Source organism: Pantoea sp. 9140 (genome assembly GCF_000745295.1).
Classification (GTDB): Bacteria; Pseudomonadota; Gammaproteobacteria; order Enterobacterales; family Enterobacteriaceae; genus Pantoea; species Pantoea vagans.
Genome location: NZ_JQNO01000001.1, coordinates 4,125,397 through 4,147,424, shown reverse-complemented (window position 1 = coordinate 4,147,424; position 22,028 = coordinate 4,125,397). Strand labels below are relative to the sequence as shown.

Annotated in this window: 21 protein-coding genes; 6 read left to right on the top strand and 15 right to left on the bottom strand. The window is 53.9% G+C overall.

Annotated features, from left to right (window positions below; genetic code table 11):
• Positions 1-42 precede the first annotated feature (42 nt).
• Together FA92_RS19195 and FA92_RS19190 are read right to left on the bottom strand one after the other, a co-directional pair.
• Complete coding sequence (locus FA92_RS19195) at positions 43-993, bottom strand: ATP-grasp fold amidoligase family protein (protein WP_013359795.1); 951 nt, start codon at positions 991-993, stop codon at positions 43-45.
• Between the two features lie 8 nt (positions 994-1,001).
• Complete coding sequence (locus FA92_RS19190) at positions 1,002-2,258, bottom strand: oligosaccharide flippase family protein (RefSeq protein ID WP_013359794.1); 1,257 nt, start codon at positions 2,256-2,258, stop codon at positions 1,002-1,004.
• A 524-nt stretch (positions 2,259-2,782) separates the two neighbouring features.
• Between FA92_RS19190 and FA92_RS19185 the strand changes: the two genes are divergently transcribed.
• Complete coding sequence (locus FA92_RS19185) at positions 2,783-3,178, top strand: transposase (protein WP_013359793.1); 396 nt, start codon at positions 2,783-2,785, stop codon at positions 3,176-3,178.
• A gap of 923 nt (positions 3,179-4,101) precedes the next feature.
• Here FA92_RS19185 and FA92_RS19180 read toward each other — a convergent pair.
• Positions 4,102-5,061 carry a DMT family transporter gene (locus FA92_RS19180; RefSeq protein ID WP_013359792.1) on the bottom strand — a complete coding sequence of 320 codons (960 nt, stop codon included), beginning with the start codon at positions 5,059-5,061 and terminating at the stop codon, positions 4,102-4,104.
• A 77-nt stretch (positions 5,062-5,138) separates the two neighbouring features.
• Positions 5,139-5,966, bottom strand: a complete 828-nt coding sequence (locus tag FA92_RS19175) for an AraC family transcriptional regulator (RefSeq protein ID WP_033734909.1) — start codon at positions 5,964-5,966, stop codon at positions 5,139-5,141.
• Positions 5,967-6,085: 119 nt separating this feature from the next.
• On the opposite strand from FA92_RS19175, the gene FA92_RS19170 reads away from it, so the two are divergent.
• On the top strand, positions 6,086-6,607 hold the full coding sequence (locus FA92_RS19170) for an isochorismatase family protein (protein ID WP_033784473.1): 522 nt from the start codon (positions 6,086-6,088) through the stop codon (positions 6,605-6,607).
• A gap of 69 nt (positions 6,608-6,676) precedes the next feature.
• Here the strand turns inward: FA92_RS19170 and ssb1 are convergent, their stop codons facing one another.
• Positions 6,677-7,234: a single-stranded DNA-binding protein SSB1 gene (ssb1, locus tag FA92_RS19165; RefSeq protein WP_033734905.1), complete on the bottom strand. Its 558-nt coding sequence runs from the start codon at positions 7,232-7,234 to the stop codon at positions 6,677-6,679.
• Positions 7,235-7,459: 225 nt separating this feature from the next.
• On the opposite strand from ssb1, the gene uvrA reads away from it, so the two are divergent.
• Positions 7,460-10,288: an excinuclease ABC subunit UvrA gene (gene uvrA, locus FA92_RS19160; protein ID WP_033784472.1), complete on the top strand. Its 2,829-nt coding sequence runs from the start codon at positions 7,460-7,462 to the stop codon at positions 10,286-10,288.
• Between the two features lie 232 nt (positions 10,289-10,520).
• Positions 10,521-11,585, top strand: coding sequence for an NAD(P)-dependent alcohol dehydrogenase (locus FA92_RS19155; RefSeq protein ID WP_013359787.1), 1,065 nt, complete (start codon positions 10,521-10,523; stop codon positions 11,583-11,585).
• Positions 11,586-11,637: 52 nt separating this feature from the next.
• On the opposite strand, the gene FA92_RS19150 is transcribed toward FA92_RS19155, so the two are convergent.
• The 6 genes from FA92_RS19150 to dnaB all read right to left on the bottom strand — a co-directional run bounded on the left by FA92_RS19150 (position 11,638) and on the right by dnaB (position 16,603).
• Positions 11,638-11,961, bottom strand: coding sequence for an MmcQ/YjbR family DNA-binding protein (locus FA92_RS19150; protein WP_013359786.1), 324 nt, complete (start codon positions 11,959-11,961; stop codon positions 11,638-11,640).
• Positions 11,961-12,380, bottom strand: a complete 420-nt coding sequence (locus FA92_RS19145; RefSeq protein ID WP_033784471.1) for a secondary thiamine-phosphate synthase enzyme YjbQ — start codon at positions 12,378-12,380, stop codon at positions 11,961-11,963. Before FA92_RS19145 ends, FA92_RS19150 begins: the two co-directional genes overlap by 1 nt.
• A 121-nt stretch (positions 12,381-12,501) precedes the next feature.
• Positions 12,502-13,695 carry an amino acid aminotransferase gene (locus tag FA92_RS19140; RefSeq protein WP_095707672.1) on the bottom strand — a complete coding sequence of 398 codons (1,194 nt, stop codon included), beginning with the start codon at positions 13,693-13,695 and terminating at the stop codon, positions 12,502-12,504.
• Between the two features lie 36 nt (positions 13,696-13,731).
• A complete protein-coding gene (locus FA92_RS19135) occupies positions 13,732-14,346 on the bottom strand; it encodes a YitT family protein (RefSeq protein ID WP_033734896.1) in 615 nt (204 codons plus the stop codon).
• Positions 14,347-14,587: 241 nt separating this feature from the next.
• Complete coding sequence (locus tag FA92_RS19130) at positions 14,588-15,067, bottom strand: Lrp/AsnC family transcriptional regulator (protein WP_003855753.1); 480 nt, start codon at positions 15,065-15,067, stop codon at positions 14,588-14,590.
• Between the two features lie 129 nt (positions 15,068-15,196).
• Entirely contained in the window at positions 15,197-16,603 is a 1,407-nt protein-coding gene (gene dnaB, locus FA92_RS19125) for a replicative DNA helicase (RefSeq protein WP_033734894.1), read from the bottom strand.
• Between the two features lie 96 nt (positions 16,604-16,699).
• Between dnaB and FA92_RS19120 the strand changes: the two genes are divergently transcribed.
• Positions 16,700-17,683: a quinone oxidoreductase gene (locus tag FA92_RS19120; protein WP_033784470.1), complete on the top strand. Its 984-nt coding sequence runs from the start codon at positions 16,700-16,702 to the stop codon at positions 17,681-17,683.
• Between the two features lie 222 nt (positions 17,684-17,905).
• Here FA92_RS19120 and pspG read toward each other — a convergent pair whose 3' ends face one another.
• The 3 genes from pspG to traF all read right to left on the bottom strand — a co-directional run bounded on the left by pspG (position 17,906) and on the right by traF (position 20,703).
• Positions 17,906-18,172 (bottom strand): envelope stress response protein PspG, encoded by a 267-nt coding sequence (pspG, locus tag FA92_RS19115; protein ID WP_033784469.1) that lies wholly within the window; start codon positions 18,170-18,172, stop codon positions 17,906-17,908.
• A gap of 181 nt (positions 18,173-18,353) precedes the next feature.
• Entirely contained in the window at positions 18,354-19,346 is a 993-nt protein-coding gene (gene dusA / locus FA92_RS19110; protein WP_033784468.1) for a tRNA dihydrouridine(20/20a) synthase DusA, read from the bottom strand.
• A gap of 106 nt (positions 19,347-19,452) precedes the next feature.
• Positions 19,453-20,703, bottom strand: coding sequence for a conjugal transfer protein TraF (gene traF, locus FA92_RS19105; protein ID WP_013359778.1), 1,251 nt, complete (start codon positions 20,701-20,703; stop codon positions 19,453-19,455).
• Positions 20,704-21,154: 451 nt separating this feature from the next.
• Here traF and zur point away from each other — a divergent pair, with 451 nt between their 5' ends.
• Positions 21,155-21,676 carry a zinc uptake transcriptional repressor Zur gene (gene zur, locus FA92_RS19100; RefSeq protein WP_033734886.1) on the top strand — a complete coding sequence of 174 codons (522 nt, stop codon included), beginning with the start codon at positions 21,155-21,157 and terminating at the stop codon, positions 21,674-21,676.
• Positions 21,677-21,740: 64 nt separating this feature from the next.
• Here zur and FA92_RS19095 read toward each other — a convergent pair whose 3' ends face one another.
• Positions 21,741-21,953: a CsbD family protein gene (locus FA92_RS19095; protein ID WP_013359776.1), complete on the bottom strand. Its 213-nt coding sequence runs from the start codon at positions 21,951-21,953 to the stop codon at positions 21,741-21,743.
• Between the last annotated feature and the right edge of the window lie 75 nt (positions 21,954-22,028).

Genomic DNA, 22,028 nt, shown 5'->3' with positions numbered 1-22,028 from the left:
AAAAACCCCGCTTAGCGGGGTTTTTTATATTGCTGTGTGAACTTAAATTTTCTTCAACATGGCAGGGATATTAACATCCTGCACTGTAACGCCCGGGCTCTGCGTTCCGCGGCGGTCCTGAATCCACATATCTCCCATCATCTGGTTTAAACCACGATCCAATCCGGTAACCAGCCCTGCACCTGGGGTGAAGGTCAGTTCGCCAAAGTAGATGTGCTCGTCATGGATATACCAGTCCACACGCACGTAGTCGAAATCACTGGCCAGCTTTTTGCTCAGTTCGAGCGCATGTTCCAGTGACGGCATAATCGGTGAAACATCCAGACCGGTATCGCGAATCTTGTGATAGGCCTCATTGAGGTTATTCACGTAGAAATTCATCGACAGCAGCGGCTGACAGCGGTTGTAGATCACCTGCAGCACATATTCGAACCGGCCATCACGCTTGTTGAACATATGAAACTTGTAATCGATCGGCGCGCTTTTGCCATCACCAATGTACTTCTCAACCAGGATGCGTGGCTTGATGTAGCGATAGTGAATCTCACGCGCTTCGTTGGCGAAGTCGGTCTTCAGCCAGCGATAGCAGTCATGAATGATCTGCTGCTTGCGCAACGCGTCCGGCTCTTCCAGCAGAATTTCTACCATGTTGGAAGCGTGGTTCGGCTTGATCACCGTTCCCTTCCAGCAAGGCAGGCTGTTCAGCGTGGTCGGGTCAGTGGTTTCGTGTACCAGCGGGATCAGGTATTCATTACCGATTTTTTCAGCAATGAATTCGCGCACCGAGTACTTATCTGACAGACGACCGTAGTTCTGGTAATCGCCGAAGATAAACTTACGGTACAACACCTTCTCGTTGAACACTTTTGGCTGACGCAGATTGGGCAGCTTTCTGAACTTATGGAAGTAGTAGATGCGGTCCTGATAAGCCCAGGGCATCTTCTTGATAAAGTACTGCACACTTTTTCTGAGTTCTTCTTTCAACTTGAGCATATCTGACCTCATTTGTATGTTTTGTAGTTGAGTGAGGAAACCTGAATCTTTTGAATGACGCCGTTTTTAAAGAAGTAATTCATTACGGTCAGGGACAAAAGTTCTGAAAGGAAAACGCTCCACGCGGCCCCCATGATGCCGTGACCCTGGATCAACCACCAGGAGAGCGGCAGACTGATGACCATCAGGCAGATGATTTTCCTCAGCAAGTAGTTAAATCCTCCCTCTTTGACCATGTAGCGATACGCTACGGTCCCCATTGCCGAAAAGCTGGTCGCTATCGACAGCAACGTAATGAGACTTCCTGACTGTGTGTATTCCGGTCCGTACAACGCGATGATGATCTGCTCGCCGTAAAGCGAAATGACCAGCAGCATCAGCAATGAAACTGCCATAACGTAGCCATTGAGCCGGGCAGCCAGCTTAATAGCCACCTCGCCGCGCTCCCTGAAGATTTCAGTGAAGCAGGAGGTGATCAGCGCAACCGGGATAAAAATCCAGGAGGCGGAAATGGTATTTGCCGCCGCAAACAGACCGAGGTCGCGCGCAGGCGCCGTGCCTGCCAGAAACATCTGCGCCGCTTTAACCTGCACCGAGATAAAGATGCTGGAGATCGCCAGCGGCAGACCGGCATACATCAGATAGCGCAGATAGGCGGTGCGCTTTTCGCGCGGCGGCATCTGATCCTGATGGTCCTGATAGAAGTTGTGACGCTTGATCAGGTAAGGCACCAACGTCACGGCAACAATCGACAGCGTCAGCCAGAGCGGATTAAGACGCAGCCAGGCGACGGTAAAGCTGATGCCGAAACTCAGCAGCATGCCCACAGCGTTAGCGATGGTGTTAAGACGCGAAGCAAGACGTGCGTTGTTATAAACGCTGAAGGTGTCCTGGGTGACAAAAACCGAGGCAACAAATGAGGCCAGTGCAAACGCCAGGAAGTTTTCCTGCATGTTGTACCAGACCCAAATTAAGACTGGCACCGACGTGACCAGCAATAGCACCATGCGCAGCGTACGGGCGATGGTCATCAGGCGCAGGCCTTTCGACGCATTTTTGCTGACGCGCTTAAACAGAATGGTTTCGGTGCCAAAGATTGCGACGGTTTGCACCATGGCAAATAGTGAAGTAGAAAACGCCATCTGGCCAAACACCGTTGGACCAAAGGATTTAGCCACGTAAGACGTCACAAAAATGACGCCAAAAACGGAGATGATCTTCTCAGACATCATCCAGGCGGCATTAGACATTACGCTCAATTTCATCGACTCTTCCTTAGTATTACTCAACTACAACCGCTTCGGTACAACATCCCTGTAACGAATTAATAAGCGCTCAGTGGGCCTGGCGAAAATGTATGACTTCAGACCAAACTGGTCCGAAAATTGAGATGTAAATCATGATCCGGAGAGTGAATTCAGGATAATTCTTATTATAAATGGCGCGAATCACTTCTGATGGAAACGATTTCAGGCTGAAAATAAAACAACCTTAAAGAGCTATACCGGCATATTAATCAAGTCGGCGAAGCTAAATATCCAGTGTACGTAGAATTTTTTCGTATTTTGGATGCGATGAATTTATAACAAAAACCCGCCTCCAGGAAGGCACGCCCCCCGGATAAGAATAAAATAAGATTTATCCCATGATGATATTTCTTCTAAATATCTTAATTTAGGCTTCGCAATTCAATTCGCGCACTTTAATACTGCCTTAATAAAATCTTACAGTGCCAGAAATTATTAAAGTCATTCTCATCCATTAATCGATAAGAAAGGTAAGAGCATTTATGAGAAAGTCACGATACAGCGAAGATCAAATCACAAATGCCATTAAAGCTTCTGAATCGGGCGTGAAAGTCAGAGAGATTTGTGAAGAGTTAGGCATCTCTGAAGCCACGTTCTATAGCTGGAAAAAGAAGTTTTCTGGGTTGTCTTCGGAAGAAGGCAGAAAAATCAAGGAGCTGGAAGAAAAACTGCAGAATGTCACACGTGAACTGCAGACGCTCAACTCGGACAAAGAGATGCTGCAGAGCGTTCTGAAGCACTTCTTTACTACTAATGAAAAACGACAGGCTGTGGATTTCCTGCAGACCACCTTCGACATTGGCACCCGCCGCAGCTGCCGCTTATTAGATATCAGCCGCAGCGTATACCACTATCCGTCAGGCACGGAGAATCGCTAAACCTAATGCTACCGCGCTTTTTAGACTTAACGCTGAGATTTGTTCTTACCAGAAGAGATGAAGATCATTTAACAGGACAATTGCGGCACCCTTTTCCGCTCCATTTATAACTAATGAATGGCTTCACGGCTAAGCTTCTTTTTTTGCGGTAAAATTGATTCACAACAGCAAAAGTCTCGCATTCCACGCCTTATCTTCCCCTCCCAATCTCGTTTACGCGGGATTGGGCCTTCCCTTTTTTAGTTTAGTCCTGCTAATCGTCGGAACTAAATCGTCTCAATATCATTAAGCCGCTTTAAACATCGAACAAACATTAATCACCGCAAATTTGAGTTAATGGTGGACCTGCCTGAAATTTTGCGGTTTCGCTTTAATTCCCGATGATGGGTTTATTGCATTAACTTGCTCCAGGATTAATCCGGGTTAAATAGTTTATTACTCCTTATCACTAACGTTATGGGTCTATCTTTTGACTCTCTTCATTGCGCATCATTGATGCCAGAGATTAATCTTTAATTATTAACGCAGCGGCGGAATTCTCTTACTCATTTATCACTGAGTGAAGTTAATGGTGGTTTTTAGTCCCCTTTTCTCAGGTCCATAACGCAATAAACAGCAGTGGATAAAAGCGTAACGTCCATAATGCTGCGCTATTTTTCCTGATTAATGACCGATATCTGACCGGTGAACGGTTGCCAGCGCTGGAACAGGCCACTTTCAGCCGCCAGAAAGGGCCGTTTTTTTACTGACAAAGGGAGGATGAAGGGGGTTATCGGGGGATACCGGACAACAGTGCGGAACCATGAAATCGATTTCGCGGTATAAATCTGCCGGAGAGCGAGCAAATCAGGATAGGGTTTAATCTTAAAAAGCCGCGCGGCGTCTTGTCCGCGCGGTAAAGGCATTCAGGTGAGCTTTACGGTTTACTCTTTAATCGCGACGACCTGGGGTTGGGGTTTGATGCGCATTGCCCAGATCACACCCGCCATCAGACAAACAATGCCCATCAGAGTGAGCTGCGGCGGCCAGCGTTGATACCAGAGAAAAGTCCATAACAGGCCAAAGAGTATCTCGAAAACGATCAGCGGCCCCATCAGTACGGTAGGCAGACGCTGGCTGGCAGCATTCCAGCATAAGGTACCCAGCCAGGAACAGAGCAGGCCAATCGTCAGCATCAATGCGATGAATACCATGGGTCGCGGCCCGAACGGCAGCGAAAAATCGGGCTGCTGCCAGGCGAGCTGAACGCTGACCAGCGCGTACAGGATCAGTGCCATCGGCAGCGTCACCAGCCCCTGCGCGGTAGCCCAGGTTGAGGGGCGCAGTTCGGGATGCGTACGCAGCCAGCGGGCATTACGCAGCGGATACCAGGTCCAGCAGACTACCGCCAATAGTGCCAGCACGATACCGGTCAGATAACGACTGAGATCCAGCGTAGCACCCTGACTCTGCAGCTCCGCCGCGTTCACGCAAAGCAAGCCAGCCGCCATCATGACCAGTGCCGGGAACAACCGCCGCCACGGCAATCGTCCTTCAAGATGGCCATAACAGAGATTAGCCGTGACGGCGATCACCACCGGCAGCGTGCCAATAATCATGGTGGAGACCGGCCCGCCGGTTCGCTGAATGGCGTTAGCCAGAAACGCATAGTAAAAGAGGTTTCCCACCAGCGAGAGCTTTACGGCCTCAAGCCAGTCAGCGCGTGACAGCTGACGCAGACGACGACGGCTGTGCCAGGCCAGCGGTAGCGCAATCAGCCCAAACGCCACATAACGTCCCGCCGATTGCAGCGCGCCAGGATAGTCCGGCACCAGCAGCGGCCCGACAAAGATTAGCCCCCACATCAGTCCGGCAGTGACGGCAAACATAATTCCCGCAAACATGATTTCTTCCTTATACAGACTTTTGGCAGAGTGTGGCGGGTTCGGGCGGGAAATGCTTGTAGCAGATTGCGGTGGTATCAGGGCTGGCGGACCTGCTTTTGATAGCGGCCCGGCGTAATGCCATAACGGTGAGCAAAGGCGCGGGTGAGATGAGCCTGATCGGTCAATCCCACCGCCGCCGCGACGCTGGCGGCCGCTTCACCCTGTGCCAGCCTTTGCTTGGCGTCATAGAGCCGGAAAGCCATCAGCATCTGATGCGGCGTAACGTGATAGTGCTGGCGAAAGGCACGTAAGAAGTGCCACGGCGACAGTGAAGCCAGCGCCGCCAGCTCCTCCAGCCGCACCGGTTCTGCGAGGTTTGCGCGCAGAAAATCTCTGACCTGATCAAAACGATGCCGGGCATCGGGTCTGCTCTGTGAAGACATACGCGCCAGCGGACGGATTTGCAGCAGCAGCTCAGCAATCAGGCTCTGGCGCGCCAGTTCAGACTCTGCCTGCCAGAGTGCGGCAAGCAGGCGGGAGAGCGGCTGCGCCACGCGCGGATCGGTCAGCAGCGCCTCGTTAAACCACCAGCCGCGGTCGCCGGTCAGTTCATCCATCAGCTGCGGCTGAATGTAGATCATCTGATAGCGCCAGCCCTCTTCGCACGCTGACTCACCCGTGTGCAGCTCATCCGGGTTCATCATGACCAGTGAGTTCTCCGGCGCAGTATATTCGGTGCCGCGATAGCGAAAGCGCTGCGCGCCCGCTTCAATGGTGCCGATCCCAAAGGCTTCGTGGGTATGGGGTTCAAAGGCGTAGCGGGAGATGTGGGCCTGATAGAGTTCCACACCGGGCAGCTCTGCGAGTTGCCGGAACCGGGCGCGATCTTTCTCACAGGGGAAACTTGCCGGAACACCGTCCACTTCTCTCTCCTTATTTAACCAGTCTGCTAAGCATGCCTGTGACCGGGTCTGAAATGCAAAAGATTGCTATCTGCAATACCACAGGTAACACTGTTTTTTTCAGACGGATGGGGTCAAGCATGGCACAGCGTGTGGCAGTGGTTATCGATATGCAGAATGGGGTCTTCAGCTCGCCACGCTTCGACCAGGCGGGTCGGGTGGCGCAGATTAACCGGCTGACTGAACGCGCCGACATCACCATTTTTATCCAGCACCGCGAAGGCGCGATGTGCGAGGGGAATGAGGCTTTTAATCTGCTGCCGGAACTGGTTCAGCCTGCTGGCGCGCATTACGTCACAAAAACCGCCTGCGACAGCTTCTGGCAGACAGAGCTGGCCGCACTGTTAAAGAAGCTGGCGGTGGAAGGGTTTGTGGCGTGCGGTTGTGCCACTGACTACTGTCTGGATACCACCATAAAAGTGGGTGCCAGTGCGGGCTATGCCATTACCGTGGCTGCTGATGCGCATACCACCGCCGATCGTCGCTGGGTCAGCGCTGAAGCGTTGATAAACCAGCACAATGAGGTCTGGTCCTCATTGTCGATTCCCGGCCACGTGCCGCGCGTGCTGAGTACCGATGAGATTGTGGCGGAATGGTCGTAACCGCCCGCAAAAGCCGCGCATAAAAAAGCCCGCATAAGCGGGCTTTTTTGCACTGTCTGTCCAGCGGAATCAGAATGGAATGTCGTCGTCGAAATCCATTGGAGGTTCGTTGTTGTTGCTGGCCGGTGCGCTCTGTGGCTGCTGCTGCGGACGGGACTGCGCGCCGCCACTGAACTGGTTGTTGTTGCCCTGCGGCTGCTGCGGCTGACCCCAGCCATTGTTGTTGCCACCGCCCTGCGCGCCACCACCTGCTGGTGCACCCGCGTTGCCGCCCTGCTGACGGCCACCCAGCATCTGCATGGTGCCGCCAACGTTGACCACGACTTCGGTGGTGTAACGTTCCTGGCCGCCCTGATCCTGCCATTTACGGGTACGCAGCTGACCTTCGATGTAAACCTGCGATCCTTTTTTCAGGTATTCGCCTGCGACTTCAGCCAGTTTGCCAAACAGCACCACACGGTGCCATTCAGTGATCTCTTTGTTTTCACCGGTCTGCTTGTCGCGCCAGCTTTCCGACGTAGCCAGCGTAATGTTGGCAACCGCGCCACCATTTGGCATGTAACGTACTTCCGGATCCTGACCCAGATTCCCGACAAGAATCACTTTGTTAACGCCACGACTGGCCATGTTGCTGTCTCCCGATGAGTTAATGCATACAGTCTAATCTATCAATTCTAACACGTCCTGCGGACTGTTTCCCACTTTCGAGCGGGGTTCCAGTTTTAATCCCTCTCCGCTTCCAGGCCCGAGAGTACTGGATATATATTCAGTCTATTTTTTGTGCCATAATGACACGTTTATTCTGGCCGTGTCGGCAAGGCACGGTGAGTGCAGCTAATCCGGGAAAGGTGAATGGATAAGATCGAAGTTCGTGGTGCCCGCACCCATAATTTGAAAAACATCAACCTGACCATCCCACGCGACAAACTCATTGTGGTAACCGGCCTGTCAGGGTCCGGTAAATCCTCACTGGCGTTTGATACGCTGTATGCGGAAGGTCAGCGCCGCTATGTGGAGTCGCTCTCTGCGTATGCGCGCCAGTTTCTTTCGTTAATGGAGAAGCCGGACGTCGATCATATCGAAGGTTTGTCGCCCGCCATTTCCATTGAGCAGAAATCCACCTCGCATAACCCACGCTCGACGGTGGGAACCATCACAGAGATCCATGACTACCTGCGTCTGCTGTTTGCCCGCGTAGGCGAACCGCGCTGCCCGGATCATGATGTGCCGCTGGCGGCGCAGACCGTGAGCCAGATGGTGGATCAGGTGCTTTCCCAGCCGGAAGGTCGTCGCCTGATGCTGCTGGCCCCGGTGGTGAAAGATCGTAAGGGTGAGCACACCAAGACGCTGGAGAATCTGGCGACGCAGGGCTACATCCGTGCGCGTATCGATGGCGAAGTGTGTGACCTCTCCGATCCGCCGAAGCTTGAGCTGCAGAAGAAGCACACCATTGAGGTGGTCATTGACCGCTTCAAAGTGCGTGAAGACCTGGCAACCCGTCTGGCGGAGTCGTTTGAAACCACGCTGGAGCTTTCCGGCGGCACGGCTATCGTGGCGGACATGGATGACAGCGACGCAGAAGAGCTGCTCTTCTCGGCTAACTTCGCCTGTCCGATTTGTGGTTACAGCATGAGCGAGCTGGAACCGCGCCTGTTCTCGTTTAACAACCCGGCGGGCGCCTGCCCAACCTGTGACGGCCTGGGCGTACAGCAATATTTTGATCCTGACCGCGTCGTGCAGAATCCCGAGCTTTCGCTGGCGGGCGGCGCCATTCGCGGCTGGGATCGTCGTAACTTTTACTATTTCCAGATGCTGCGTTCGCTGGCGGAACACCTCGATTTTGATATCGAAGCGTCATTCGGCAGCCTGCCAGACAATGTGCAGAAAGTGATTCTGTATGGCTCAGGCAAAGAGAGCATCGAATTTAAGTACATCAACGATCGCGGCGATACCTCGGTTCGTCGTCATCCGTTTGAAGGCGTGCTCAATAATATGGAGCGCCGCTATAAAGAGACGGAATCCTCTGCGGTTCGCGAAGAGCTGGCGAAGTTTATCAGCAACCGCGCCTGTGCCAGCTGTGAAGGCACCCGTCTGCGTCGTGAAGCGCGCCACGTCTTCGTGGAGAACACCACGCTGCCGACCATCTCTGAGATGAGCATCGGCCATGCGATGTCCTTCTTTGAAAACATGAAACTCAGCGGCCAGCGTGCGCAGATCGCCGAGAAAATTCTGAAAGAGATTGGCGATCGCCTGAGCTTCCTCGTCAACGTCGGCCTGAACTATCTGTCGATGTCACGCTCTGCGGAAACCCTGTCCGGGGGTGAAGCACAGCGTATCCGTCTGGCCAGCCAGATCGGTGCCGGTCTGGTCGGGGTGATGTATGTGCTGGATGAGCCTTCTATTGGCCTGCACCAGCGTGACAACGAACGACTGCTTGGCACCCTGATTCATCTGCGCGACCTCGGCAACACCGTGATTGTGGTTGAGCATGATGAAGATGCGATTCGTGCCGCAGACCACGTGATCGACATCGGTCCGGGTGCAGGCGTACACGGCGGTCAGGTGGTCGCAGAAGGCACCGTTGATCAGATTATGGCGCAGGAAGAATCGCTGACCGGTCAGTACCTGAGTGGCAAGCGTGGCATTGTGGTGCCAGAGGAGCGCGTTAAAGGCGATCCGGCCAAAGTGCTGAAGATTACCGGCGCACGCGGCAACAACCTTAAGGATGTTACGCTGACGCTGCCGGTCGGGCTGTTCACCTGTATTACCGGTGTTTCTGGTTCGGGTAAATCGACCCTGATCAACGATACGCTGTTCCCGATTGCTCAGCGTGCGCTGAACGGCGCGACCATCGCCGAACCGGCACCTTACCGTGACGTGGCAGGCCTGGAGCACTTCGACAAAGTGATCGACATCGACCAGAGCCCGATTGGTCGTACACCGCGCTCCAACCCGGCCACCTACACCGGTATCTTCACCCCGGTGCGTGAACTCTTTGCGGGCGTGCCGGAAGCGCGTTCGCGCGGCTACAATCCAGGTCGCTTCAGTTTCAACGTGCGGGGCGGACGCTGTGAAGCCTGTCAGGGCGATGGCGTGCTGAAAGTCGAGATGCACTTCCTGCCGGACATTTATGTGCCGTGCGACCAGTGCAAAGGCAAACGCTATAACCGTGAAACGCTGGAAGTGAAATACAAAGGCAAGAGCATTCACGAAGTGCTGGAGATGACGATCGAAGAGGCGCGTGAGTTCTTCGATGCCGTGCCAGCGCTGGCGCGTAAGCTGCAGACGCTGATCGATGTGGGTCTCACCTATATCCGCCTCGGTCAGTCCGCCACCACCCTTTCCGGCGGTGAAGCCCAGCGTGTGAAGCTGGCGCGTGAGCTGTCGAAGCGTGGCACCGGTCAGACGCTCTACATTCTGGATGAGCCGACCACCGGCCTGCACTTTGCCGATATCCAGCAGCTGCTAGAAGTGCTGCATAAGCTGCGCGATCAGGGCAATACCATCGTGGTGATTGAGCACAACCTCGATGTGGTCAAAACCGCAGACTGGATTGTCGATCTTGGTCCGGAAGGCGGCAGCGGCGGCGGTGAAATCCTGGTGGCGGGTACGCCAGAAACCGTGGCGGAGTGTGAGAAATCCCACACCGCGCGCTTCCTGAAGCCCCTGTTACAGAAGTAATTCTCTCAGGCCCGCCGCGTGCGGGCCTTTTTTATCCCCTGCCGATTCAGCCAGAAAAATGCAGAATCAGGCAAGATTCAGACATGTATAGGCATATACGCTTTTCCTCACGCTGACTATCCTTAAGCGGTTCCTCTTTGGCACGCCCCTGGCGTCGCCCTGTTTTCGCAGCACATCCACGCTGCTGCACATCATCAAAAAACACTCACGACACATCGAAACTGGAGACACCATGAATATTACGCATGCGTATGCTGCTCAGGATGCAAAATCCAAACTGGCACCGTTCGATTTTAAGCCGCGTGAGCTGCGCGCCCATGACGTTCAGCTTGAGGTGCTGTTCTGTGGCGTTTGCCACTCAGACCTGCATCAGGCCCGTAATGAGTGGAAAAACACCATTTTTCCCGTCGTTCCGGGGCATGAAATTGTGGGTCGCGTAACTGCTGTTGGTCCACAGACGCAGAAATACAAAGTCGGCGATCTGGTTGGCGTCGGCTGTATGGTCGATTCCTGCCGCAGCTGTCCGAGCTGTCAGCAGGGTCTGGAGCAGTACTGCGAAAACGGCTTTGTCGGCACCTATAACGGCGAAGATCGCGAAACCGGCGCCATTACCTACGGCGGCTACTCAACGTCGATGGTGGTTGATGAAAGCTTTGTGCTGCGGATCCCGGAAAACCTGGAGCTGGCGGGCGTGGCACCGCTGCTGTGTGCCGGTATCACCACCTATTCGCCGCTGCGTCACTGGAATGTCGGTCCTGGCAAGAAAGTGGGTATCGTAGGCTTAGGCGGCCTGGGCCATATGGGCGTGAAGATTGCGCATGCCATGGGCGCACATGTGGTGCTGTTCACCACCTCACCATCCAAAATTGAAGATGGCAAACGTCTGGGTGCCGATGAAGTGGTGATCTCCAAAGATGCGGATCAGATGGCGCAGCACGCGAACAGCTTTGACTTCATCCTGAACACCGTGGCGGCTCAGCACGATCTAAATCCGTTCATCACCCTGCTGAAGCTGGATGGCAACATGACGCTGGTGGGCGCACCGGAGCACGATCATCCGGCACCGCAGGTCTTTAACCTGATCTTTAAACGTCGCAGCATCGCCGGTTCACTAATTGGCGGCATCGCGGAAACCCAGGAGATGCTCGATTTCTGTGGCGAGCACGGGATTACGTCAGACATTGAGCTGATCGCGATGGACCAGATCAACGAAGCGTATGAGCGCATGCTGAAAAGCGATGTGAAGTATCGCTTTGTTATTGATATTAACACCCTGCGCGATCAGTCTGCCGCGTAAGCGGTCTGATCTGAAACCCTCCTGCTCAGGTAAGAGGGTTTTTTATTGCCGTTTAACGGGCAGCCGCCGCCTGCTGGTATGAGGCATCGACCAGATAGTAGATCTGCGAATCTTTCAGCGAACCGTCGAGGAACAGCGTGCTCCAGTGAGACTTATTCAGATGCTCGCTGGGAATAATATCGCTGTGCTCATCGCGCAGCAATTCGGCCAGCGCTGGCGTCGATTTCAGCGAGACGGCGGGCCGCCCTTTTACCTCGTGCACCATTGCAAACAGCACGCCGTTACTTTTAATCTGTGTAGCCTTCCAGTCATTGTGGACGCTCTGCTCCGCGCCCGGCTTGCTCATGCAATAGGTCAGTAAGTCTGAGTTATTCATTACGACTCCCCTTGTAAAGTGGCGACAATCCGCCTGGCACCGCCATCAATGCGATGCTCGCCCAGCCAGATACCCTGCCAGGTGCCCAGTACCAGACGTCCCCGCTGAACCGGTAATAACAACGAAACCCCTAAGGTCGATGATTTGATGTGCGCTGGCATATCATCACGTCCTTCGTAGTCGTGCTGATAAGGCGCATTCTCCGGCACGTGCCGCATGAAATGCTGCTCCATGTCGCTGCGCACCGTCGGGTCGCAATTCTCGTTTAAGGTTAACGACGCCGAAGTGTGCTGCAACAGCAGATGCAGCAGTCCGGTTTTGATATCACGCAGTCCGGAAAGCGAATTAACGACCTCATCGGTGACCAGATGAAACCCGCGCGACTTCGCCCTCAGCGTTATAGTTTGTTGATGCCACATAGCTTATTCCTGAAACGGTTATCCCGTTTAAGTGTGCAGCATGTCGCCGAAAGGTAAACCCTGACCCATAAAAAAACCGCCAGAGAAAACCCTGGCGGTCTTGTTTACAGCCTGGCTGCTGTTACATCACGGCGGCAAACGCTTCCGCTACCTGATGCACATTTTTGCTGTTCAGACCGGCCACACACATGCGGCCGCTGCCCACCAGATAGATGCCAAATTCGTTACGCAGGCGATCAACCTGCTGCGCACTCAGGCCGGTATAGCTGAACATGCCACGCTGCTTCAGCAGGTAGTCGAAGTTTTTACCTGGCAGCGCGGTGCTCAGTACGTCCACCAGCGACTGGCGCATCGCAAGAATGCGCAGACGCATCGCCTCTACTTCAGCCAGCCAGCTGGCCTTCAGCGCCTCATCGTTGAGGACGCGTGCCACAACCTGCGCACCAAAATTTGGCGGGCTGGAGTAGTTACGGCGAACGGTAGCTTTTAACTGGCCCAGCACACGTGCTGACTCTTCGGCACTGTCGCAGACGATCGAGAGACCGCCTACGCGCTCACCATAAAGCGAGAAGATTTTGGAGAAGGAGTTACTGACCAGCGCAGGCAGACCCGCCGCCGCGACCGCGCGCAGGGCATAGGCATCCTGTTCCATACCCGCACCAAAGCCCTGATAGGCGATATCCAGGAAAGGAATCAGCTGCTGTGCTTTCAGCACCTCAACGGTCTGATCCCACTGCGCATCCGTCAGGTCAGCGCCGGTCGGGTTATGACAGCAGGGATGCAGCAACACGATGCTCTGCGCGGGCAGGGTTTTCAGGGTGCTGATAAAGGCATCAAACCGCACACCGTGGGTTTCGGCGTCATACCAGGGATAGGTATTTACCTCTAAACCTGCACCGTTAAAAATCGCGATGTGGTTTTCCCAGGTCGGATCGCTGACCCAGACGGCAGACTGCGGGAAGTAGCGCTTGAGGAAATCCGCGCCGACTTTCAGCGCGCCAGAACCACCCAGGGTCTGAATCGACGCAATACGGCCCGCTTTTAATACCGGATGATCGGCACCAAACAGCAGCGGTGCAATCGCACTACGGTAGCTGTTCAGCCCTTCCATTGGCAGATAGAGCGATGCCTGATGCGGCTCAGCATAGATCTGCTCTTCGGCAGCCGCTACAGCCTTCAGCTGCGGGATAATGTTCTGTTCGTCGTAATAGAGCCCGATACTCAGGTTAACTTTGTGTTCGCGTGGGTCTTGTTTGAAAGCTTCCATCAACGACAGAATCGGATCGCCAGCATAGGCATCAACGTTTTGAAACACGGTGTAGGTCTCCATGATTGGTCCGTAAGCGGCGGATTAAACCCGATAGCGTCCCGGACGGTGGTTCATTGCAATAATCAGGTTCAGGATCACCGCACCCGCAATCGACGCGAGCAGGATGGGGCCACTCACCACAAACAGTGACGCCAGCACGACGCAGGTATCGACTGCCATCTGCAGTTTACCCGCGCGGATCCCAAAGCGATCCTGTAGCCACAGCGCCAGAATATTGATGCCGCCCAGGCTCGCCTTATGACGAAATAACACTATAAACCCGATTCCCATGATGACGTTACCGAACAGTGTCGCATAGAAGGGGTTAAGGTCAGAAAAGTGGACGAACAGCGGGTGTAGCTGGGTGAAGAGCGACACCAGCCCGACGGCGCAGAAGGTTTTCAGGGTAAATTCCCAGCCCATGCGTTTAACCGCCAGCCAGTAAAACGGGATGTTGATCAGGAAGAACGCGCTGCCGAACGAGAGCGGCGAGAGATAGCTGATCAGAAAGGCGATACCTGCGGTGCTGCCGGTCAGCGCACCGGCCTGTTTCAGCATAATGACGCCGAACGAGACCATCAGGGTGCCGAGCACCATCGCCAGCGCATCTTCAATGCGCGAATGCGGGACGCGGGTGGGTTCTGCGATGTTATCCATGGGGGTTTTCTCAGTGCAAATGATGCGGTTCCGATGCAAAAAACGCACCATCGCCACAGCACTGAACGGCTGTAAAGCGGATGCCAGCGATATCCCGTTGATATCTAAGGCGCTTTATAACGGAACTTTGTGCATGAATTTCAACTGATGCCGTCAACCTATGCGCCAAAGCCATCTTAAATGCGCGTTATTTGCATTAACTGCCGCCAGTGTGCACCAAAATCGCACAGCACGCACTCTTTTAGCGCGTCTTCTCTCCGGGGATCATCATCAGCCCGTTCTCTTTCATTCGCCCAAGCACTACCGAGGTTTTCACATGAGAAACGCTCTGGTGACCGGCGACTAACTGGCTGATTAACGCACTGAGGGAGTTAAGATCGGCCACCGCCACCTTGAGGAGATAGTCTGCATCACCCGTGGTTTTGTAGGCATCCACAATCGCCTGCTCCTGCTCCACCATGCGGTGAAAGCTCTCGACATATTCGGCGGTGTGATTAATCAGGCGCACCTCAATTAATCCCACCATGCCAAGCCCGATGGCATCAGGTGACAGCCGGGCGTGATAACCCAGGATGAGGTTAGCCTGTTCCAGATTGATACGGCGGCGGGAACATTGAGAGGCAGAAAGGCCGACCAGATCGCTGAGTTCCTGATTGGTCAGACGGCCGTTAGATTGTAATAAAGTCAGGATTTTAAGGTCGTAATCGTCTACGTGAGTCATTCCGTTTCCACAGCGTAATGGGCGTCGCTTTGTTACAGATAACCCGATAACCCGAGAGGTTGTCCAACACTATTTTCTGATGATGAGGGCTGTCATGCACAGATCGTGCATGACAGCACAAAGCGGAGATTATTCGTCGTCGTATTGCGGACCCGCGTAGTTGTCGAAGCGTGACCACTGGCCATTAAAGGTCAGGCGCACCGTACCGATCGGGCCATTACGCTGTTTACCCAGGATGATCTCGGCAATCCCTTTCAGATCGCTGTTCTCGTGGTAAACCTCATCGCGATAGATAAACATGATCAAATCCGCATCCTGCTCGATCGAACCCGATTCACGCAGATCCGAGTTGACCGGCCGTTTGTCAGCACGCTGCTCCAGTGAGCGGTTAAGCTGCGACAGCGCCACCACCGGCACATTCAGTTCTTTGGCCAGCGCTTTCAGCGAGCGGGAGATCTCAGCAATCTCGAGCGTACGGTTGTCCGACAGTGACGGCACGCGCATCAGCTGCAGGTAGTCGATCATGATCATACTTAAGCCACCGTTTTCACGGTAGATGCGTCGGGCGCGCGAACGCACCTCGGTGGGCGTCAGGCCAGAAGAGTCATCGATGTACATGTTCTTCTTCTCCAGCAGGATGCCCATGGTGCCGGAGATGCGCGCCCAGTCCTCATCATCCAGCTGTCCGGTTCGGATGCGGGTCTGATCGACGCGGGAAAGTGACGCCAGCATACGCATCATGATCTGCTCGCTGGGCATCTCCAGACTGAAGATCAGCACCGGCTTCTCCTGCAGCATGGCGGCGTTTTCGCACAGGTTCATCGCAAAGGTGGTTTTACCCATCGATGGACGGGCGGCAACAATAATCAGGTCAGAGCCCTGCAGGCCGGCAGTCTTTTTATTGAGGTCCTGATAGCCAGTATCCACGCCGGTGACGCCGTCATGCGGTGTCTGATAGAGCGATTCGATACGGGAGACGGTTGATTCCAGAATCTGCTCGATGTTTTTCGGGCCAGCATCTTTATCCGCACGCGCTTCCGCAATTTTAAAGACGTTCGACTCTGCGAAGTCGAGCAGCTCTTCGCTGTTACGTCCCTGCGGATCGTAGCCGGCATCAGCAATCTGGTTGGCGACGGAGATCATCTCACGTACCACTGCGCGTTCGCGCACAATGTCAGCATAAGCGCCGATGTTCGCCGCACTCGGGGTATTTTTCGCCAGCTCAGCCAGATAGGCGAAGCCACCGGCCATCTCCAGTTCGCCGCGGGTTTCCAGCGATTCAGAGAGCGTAATCAGGTCGATGGGTTTGCTGTTTTCCAGCAGCCGCTGCATCTCGGAAAAAATCAGCCGATGCGAGCGGTTGAAAAAATCATTCGCGACGACGCGCTCAGAGACGTTATCCCAGCGCTCGTTATCCAGCATTAACCCACCGAGCACCGACTGCTCCGCTTCCAGAGAATGCGGGGGCATTTTCACGCCTGCGAGCTGGCGATCCTGCGTTTCGTTCGATTTGTTGGTGGGTTTATTTCCTGCCATAGTGAATGCATTACCGATCTTCTGTGGGGACGCGCAAGTATACCTTAGTTGGGGTGCGCGCCTCACCCTCATGATGAAACAATCACAGGAGTCAGAATGGCAAAGCGTATTCAGTTCAGCGCGCATGGCGGCCCGGACGTCTTAGAGTGGACAGATTTTGAACCTGCTGACCCGGCTGAACATGAAGTGCAGGTTGAGCATCGCGCTATCGGGATTAATTACATCGATACCTATGTTCGCAGCGGGCTCTATCCGGTTGCCGCTTTTCCCTCTGGCCTGGGAACGGAAGCCGCAGGTGTGGTGTCGCGGGTTGGCCGTGGCGTGACTCTGTTTAAACCTGGCGATCGCGTAGTCTACTGTCTGGCATCGATGGGGGCCTATAGTGAAGTGCACAACGTAGCGGAAGATCGCCTGATGCATCTTCCGGAGGCGATCAGCTTTGAACAGGGTGCGGCAAGCTATCTGAAAGGGCTGACCACGCAATATCTGCTGCGCCAGACCTATAAAATCAGCGCCGGTGAGACCTTTCTGTTTCATGCCGCGGCGGGCGGCGTCGGGTTAATCGCCTGTCAGTGGGCAAAAGCGCTGGGTGCGCATTTGATCGGCACCGTGGGTTCAGCGGAAAAAGCCACGATGGCGAAAAATGCTGGCGCATGGGAGACCATTAATTATCGCGAAGAGAATATTGCACAGCGCATCAGCGAACTGACAGAAGGGAAAAAAGTGGGTGTCGTGTATGACTCCGTGGGTAAAGATACCTGGGAAGCATCGCTGGATTCGCTGCGCCGTCACGGTCTGATGGTCAGTTTTGGTAATGCATCGGGTCCGGTGACCGGCATCGATCTGGGCATTCTGAATAAGAAAGGCTCGCTGTTTGTGACCCGTCCTTCCCTGTTTGGCTATATCACCAATCGCCAGGAGCTGGAGACCGCCAGTGCCGAGCTGTTCTCCCTGCTGGCGAGCGGCGCGATCAAGGTTGATGTGCCGGAGCAGCAGAAGTTTGCGCTGAAAGAGGCCAGCCAGGCGCACCAGATGCTGGAGAGCCGTGCCACGCAGGGATCCTGCCTGTTAATCCCGTAACAGCCAGCACCCCGTAAGCAGCAAAAAGGGCTTCCCGTGGGAAGCCCTCTTCTTTTTTTTATTTTTTGTTCGCGCTGGTGTAGGGACAGCGGCGATGAATTCATGTCGAGTCGATGGCACATCGATTTGACGACAGGCATCCTGCCAGAAAACATAAGTAAAAAATATGTTTAATTGCAGATCAGCGCCGAACAATCTCTCACACTGTGATCGCTACCGCATTTAGCGCCAGCCTTTGCGGTCTAACCTGTTGATCTTAAGTCTCAGCTTACGACGCGCTCGCGCATCACTGTTGCCAAAAAAGGCACGATGCAGCCACACAGCAATCACCGCCAGCACCAGCCACGGCAACACCTTGATAACAATTGCGAACAGTCCACCGACAAACATCACGAGGGTTGCGACCACCAGTGCCGCCAGCACGCCCAGCAGTGAAACGCCGGTCAGCAACAGCATCAGGAAAAACCCCAATACAAATAAAATTTCCACGTCAGCGCTCCTTTTAAAATCAGTTGTTATAGCTATTACAAAAAGCGTGCCAACTGATAACTTATTGATTTAAAGCTGATAAGGATTAAAAAAGGTGTAGCGACCTGGTGAGAAAAACCACATTCTGGCGTAAAAAAAAACCAGCGCTTCAGAGCTGGTTTTTCAGGGTTACGATCACGGATCAGACTTCCTGTGGGATCTTATCCGCTACCAGCGCCAGCGCGGCTTCCAGTACGCGAACATCCGCCCCCGGCTTGTGAGCGTTTTCACTCAGGTGACGTCGCCACTGGCGGGCGCCCGGAATACCCTGGAACAGTCCCAGCATATGGCGTGTGACGTGTCCCAGATATGTGCCCTTCGCCAGTTCCGCTTCGATATAGGGATACATGGCGCGCACCACTTCCACCGGGTTTGCCGCCGGGTGCTGACGACCAAACAGCGTCTTATCGACCTGCGCCAGAATGCCGGGGTTTTGATAGGCTTCGCGTCCCATCATCACACCGTCCAGGTGCTGCAGGTGGGTCTGTGCCTCTTCCAGCGTTTTTACGCCGCCATTAAGCGCGATCGTCAGATGCGGGAAATCGCGTTTCAGCTGATATACGCGTGGATAGTCCAGCGGTGGAATTTCGCGGTTCTCTTTGGGGCTGAGGCCAGAAAGCCAGGCTTTGCGCGCATGGATGATAAACGTCTCACACTCACCGCGACCCGCCACCGTGCCGATAAAGTCCGTCAGGAATTCATAGCTGTCCAGCTCATCAATCCCGATGCGGGTTTTCACCGTCACCGGAATGGAGACCACATCGCGCATCGCTTTAATCGCATCCGCGACCAGATTCGCCTCGGCCATCAGGCAGGCACCAAAACGACCATTCTGAACCCGATCCGAAGGACAGCCGACATTCAGGTTTACTTCATCGTAGCCGCGCTGCTCTGCCAGCTTCGCACACTGCGCCAGCGCCGCCGGATCGCTACCGCCAAGCTGCAACGCGACCGGATGTTCCGCCTCGCTGTATGCCAGGTAATCCCCTTTGCCATGAATGATCGCGCCTGTGGTCACCATTTCGGTGTAGAGCAGCGTGTCACCGGTCAGCTGACGATGAAAATAGCGACAGTGACGATCGGTCCAGTCGAGCATGGGGGCGATAGAGAAACGTTGCGAAGAGAAATTAGGCATGAAGCGCAGACAATCCGGTAATTAAGGGTGATGGAATTCTGTGCAAGGATAACACAAGGGCGGGCGATAGTGCATCGCCCGCCCCCGAACAGCCTGAATATCGTGCTTAGAAGTTAAAGCCCAGCTGCATCATCGCGCCCCAGGTGTTGTTAGCCCCCACCGAGCCAGCCAGATCCAGATGGACAGCTTTGTTAAACGGTGACAGACCAAAACCTGCGGTGGCAACATTTTCGTCGTTAGACCGCATGTCCGCACGATAACCGGCACGCAGTTGCAGCCAGTCAAGCACGCGGTACTCCGCCCCTACTGCCGCATACTGGCTGTTATCCTGGGTTTTGAAGCGTTTGGTCTCGGTCAGATCCACATCGCCGGTCACGGTAAACGGACCTTTATCCCAGGACAGACCGGTGGTGACCAGTGGGCGAATCTGGTAGGTATCGCGGAACCCGTTGACCTCTTTAGTCTGCAGATCGCGCGAAACCAGGTTCTGTCCGGTCACACCCAGCGTCCAGTTTTCAGCAAAGGTAGTCGCCAGACCGGCATCAACGTTAAAACCGGTGTCGGTGCTGCGATACTGGCTATTATTGATGTCGTTCTTGTCGTAGTTATAGATGCTGGCAGTGTAGTTATAGAGCGAGGTTTTCTGCACTTTCGGCGTTACGCCCACCGAGACTGGCTGACCGGCGATGGTGAACTCATGTGCCACTGCCACACCATAATCAATGGTGAGTGCCGCTAAGCCATTTGCACTGGAACGCAGGTTATTTTGATCGCCTGGACGTGGCAGCACCGTTCCGTTAGCAACACCGCGCAGGTAGTCGATATCACCCTGGACCACGTTGGCACGGACGTGCGCCGTACCGTAGGCTTTGGTAATAAACGCAAAAGGCAGGGTCTCATTAGGGATCGTGACGGCCACGGCCACGCCTGCACTGCCGTCCGCTTTGTTACCGCGCAAATCGCTGAGCTTGTCAGCAACATCGCCGGAGGCAGCACGCAGTTCAGGGTAGCCACGCAGATAATCCGCAAAAGTCAGGTTACCAATCACGTCGCGATAGCGATCCACGGTGTCGGTAATATCATCGACTTTATCAATCAGCTTATCTTTATCAGTAACCTGAATTCCTGCCGAGGGAATAATAATGCTGACGTTATCGTCAGATTTAGCACGCGTCATTAATGCCGGGTTCGCCAGCACTGCTGAGCCATAAACAGAAGATGCTACGCCGGTGCCGCCCATGGCGTCATTACGTGCATCATACCAGGTCCCTGCCGCCATGGCGGAAGAAGAAAGGAAAAGCGCGGTCGCTGCAGCGGAATACTTCAGCGCTGAACGTTGAGCGGATTTTTTCACCATTTGCCTGCCATCACCTGAGAAATTGTCATTGAAACATTCAACGACTGAATAGTTTGTTAGCCCTATTGTGAACCCTGGCTAACGCGTTATTGCTGTGAATTCAAAGGAAACAGTGTCTTAATTCAAAGGATTGGACGTTTTCCAATCAAAAAACCGTTGTAATTGTTCAGACTGTGTCGGGTTATTTCAAATACTGCCAGACTTTCCTTAAGTCTTTCTGAACATTACTTCTTAACTCAGTGAGATGCAAAGCAAAATGCCAACAAATTCCGCTTCATGTCGATTGAGAATGGATCTGATTTCTCGTCAGATTTGAGATAGATAGCGGCTGAAATTCTTAAAATGCTGCTTTATCAGGCAAATAATGCTGTTTTAACAGGCGAAAACGAACATCAGCGCCGCAAAACCATGTGTGATAAAATAACATCACTTATCCAGCGGAGAATTTTTCATGACAAACATGACGTCGCAGCAAATTTTGATTCAGGCCGAAAAAATGTGCCTGCAGCGCGGTGTACGTCTGACTTCGCAGCGTGCTGAGGTATTGCGCCTGATGGCCGAACAGCCTGGCTCGATCAGCGCCTACGATCTGCTGGATCAACTCCGCATCAGCGAACCGCAGGCCAAGCCGCCCACCGTCTATCGTGCGCTGGATTTCCTGCTGGAGCAGGGTTTCATACATCGGGTGGAGTCCAACAATAGCTACGTTATGTGTCACCACTTTGAGGCACCGGCGCATACGTCAGTGATGCTGGTCTGCGACCGCTGTGCAGCAGTAACGGAGAAACAGGCGCAGGGCGTGGAGAAGATTATCGCGACGCTGGCGGGTGAAGCGCAGTTCGCTTTACGCCACAGTGTGATTGAAGCGCATGGCCTGTGTGAAAATTGTGCTGCAGTAGAAGCCTGTACGCACCATGAAAGCTGCGAACACGATCATCAGGATGAGGGGAAAAAGCGGGGAAAACGCGGGTAACTGGCGCATCCTTGTGTGGTTCCGGTGCGGGTGCACCGGAACGTGTTAACTGATCAGCGCTGCATTACCAGCGGTGGTCTTTATTCTGGCCTTCCCAGTCCGTCACTTCACGCTCTGCTTCATCTTTCGCATAGCCATAACGTTCCTGGATTTTGCCGACCAGCTGATCGCGTTTGCCTTCGATAACCTGCATGTCATCGTCGGTCAGCTTGCCCCATTTCTCTTTCATTTTGCCTTTGAACTGCTTCCAGTTGCCGCTCGCTTCGTCTTTATTCATGGCAGACCTCCAATCCTCGGGGTTTAACAATTATCTTGTTACTTAACAAAATAACGATATAAAGCGCTGGTTAAC

Coding starts and splice junctions, on each gene's coding strand:
- FA92_RS19195 (WP_013359795.1), bottom strand. CDS start 993: ATGCTCAAGTTGAAAGAAGAACTCAGAAAAAGTGTGCAGTACTTTATC.
- FA92_RS19190 (WP_013359794.1), bottom strand. CDS start 2,258: ATGAAATTGAGCGTAATGTCTAATGCCGCCTGGATGATGTCTGAGAAG.
- FA92_RS19185 (WP_013359793.1), top strand. CDS start 2,783: ATGAGAAAGTCACGATACAGCGAAGATCAAATCACAAATGCCATTAAA.
- FA92_RS19180 (WP_013359792.1), bottom strand. CDS start 5,061: ATGTTTGCGGGAATTATGTTTGCCGTCACTGCCGGACTGATGTGGGGG.
- FA92_RS19170 (WP_033784473.1), top strand. CDS start 6,086: ATGGCACAGCGTGTGGCAGTGGTTATCGATATGCAGAATGGGGTCTTC.
- ssb1 (WP_033734905.1), bottom strand. CDS start 7,234: ATGGCCAGTCGTGGCGTTAACAAAGTGATTCTTGTCGGGAATCTGGGT.
- uvrA (WP_033784472.1), top strand. CDS start 7,460: ATGGATAAGATCGAAGTTCGTGGTGCCCGCACCCATAATTTGAAAAAC.
- FA92_RS19155 (WP_013359787.1), top strand. CDS start 10,521: ATGAATATTACGCATGCGTATGCTGCTCAGGATGCAAAATCCAAACTG.
- FA92_RS19150 (WP_013359786.1), bottom strand. CDS start 11,961: ATGAATAACTCAGACTTACTGACCTATTGCATGAGCAAGCCGGGCGCG.
- FA92_RS19145 (WP_033784471.1), bottom strand. CDS start 12,380: ATGTGGCATCAACAAACTATAACGCTGAGGGCGAAGTCGCGCGGGTTT.
- FA92_RS19135 (WP_033734896.1), bottom strand. CDS start 14,346: ATGGATAACATCGCAGAACCCACCCGCGTCCCGCATTCGCGCATTGAA.
- FA92_RS19130 (WP_003855753.1), bottom strand. CDS start 15,067: ATGACTCACGTAGACGATTACGACCTTAAAATCCTGACTTTATTACAA.
- dnaB (WP_033734894.1), bottom strand. CDS start 16,603: ATGGCAGGAAATAAACCCACCAACAAATCGAACGAAACGCAGGATCGC.
- FA92_RS19120 (WP_033784470.1), top strand. CDS start 16,700: ATGGCAAAGCGTATTCAGTTCAGCGCGCATGGCGGCCCGGACGTCTTA.
- dusA (WP_033784468.1), bottom strand. CDS start 19,346: ATGCCTAATTTCTCTTCGCAACGTTTCTCTATCGCCCCCATGCTCGAC.
- traF (WP_013359778.1), bottom strand. CDS start 20,703: ATGGTGAAAAAATCCGCTCAACGTTCAGCGCTGAAGTATTCCGCTGCA.
- zur (WP_033734886.1), top strand. CDS start 21,155: ATGACAAACATGACGTCGCAGCAAATTTTGATTCAGGCCGAAAAAATG.
- FA92_RS19095 (WP_013359776.1), bottom strand. CDS start 21,953: ATGAATAAAGACGAAGCGAGCGGCAACTGGAAGCAGTTCAAAGGCAAA.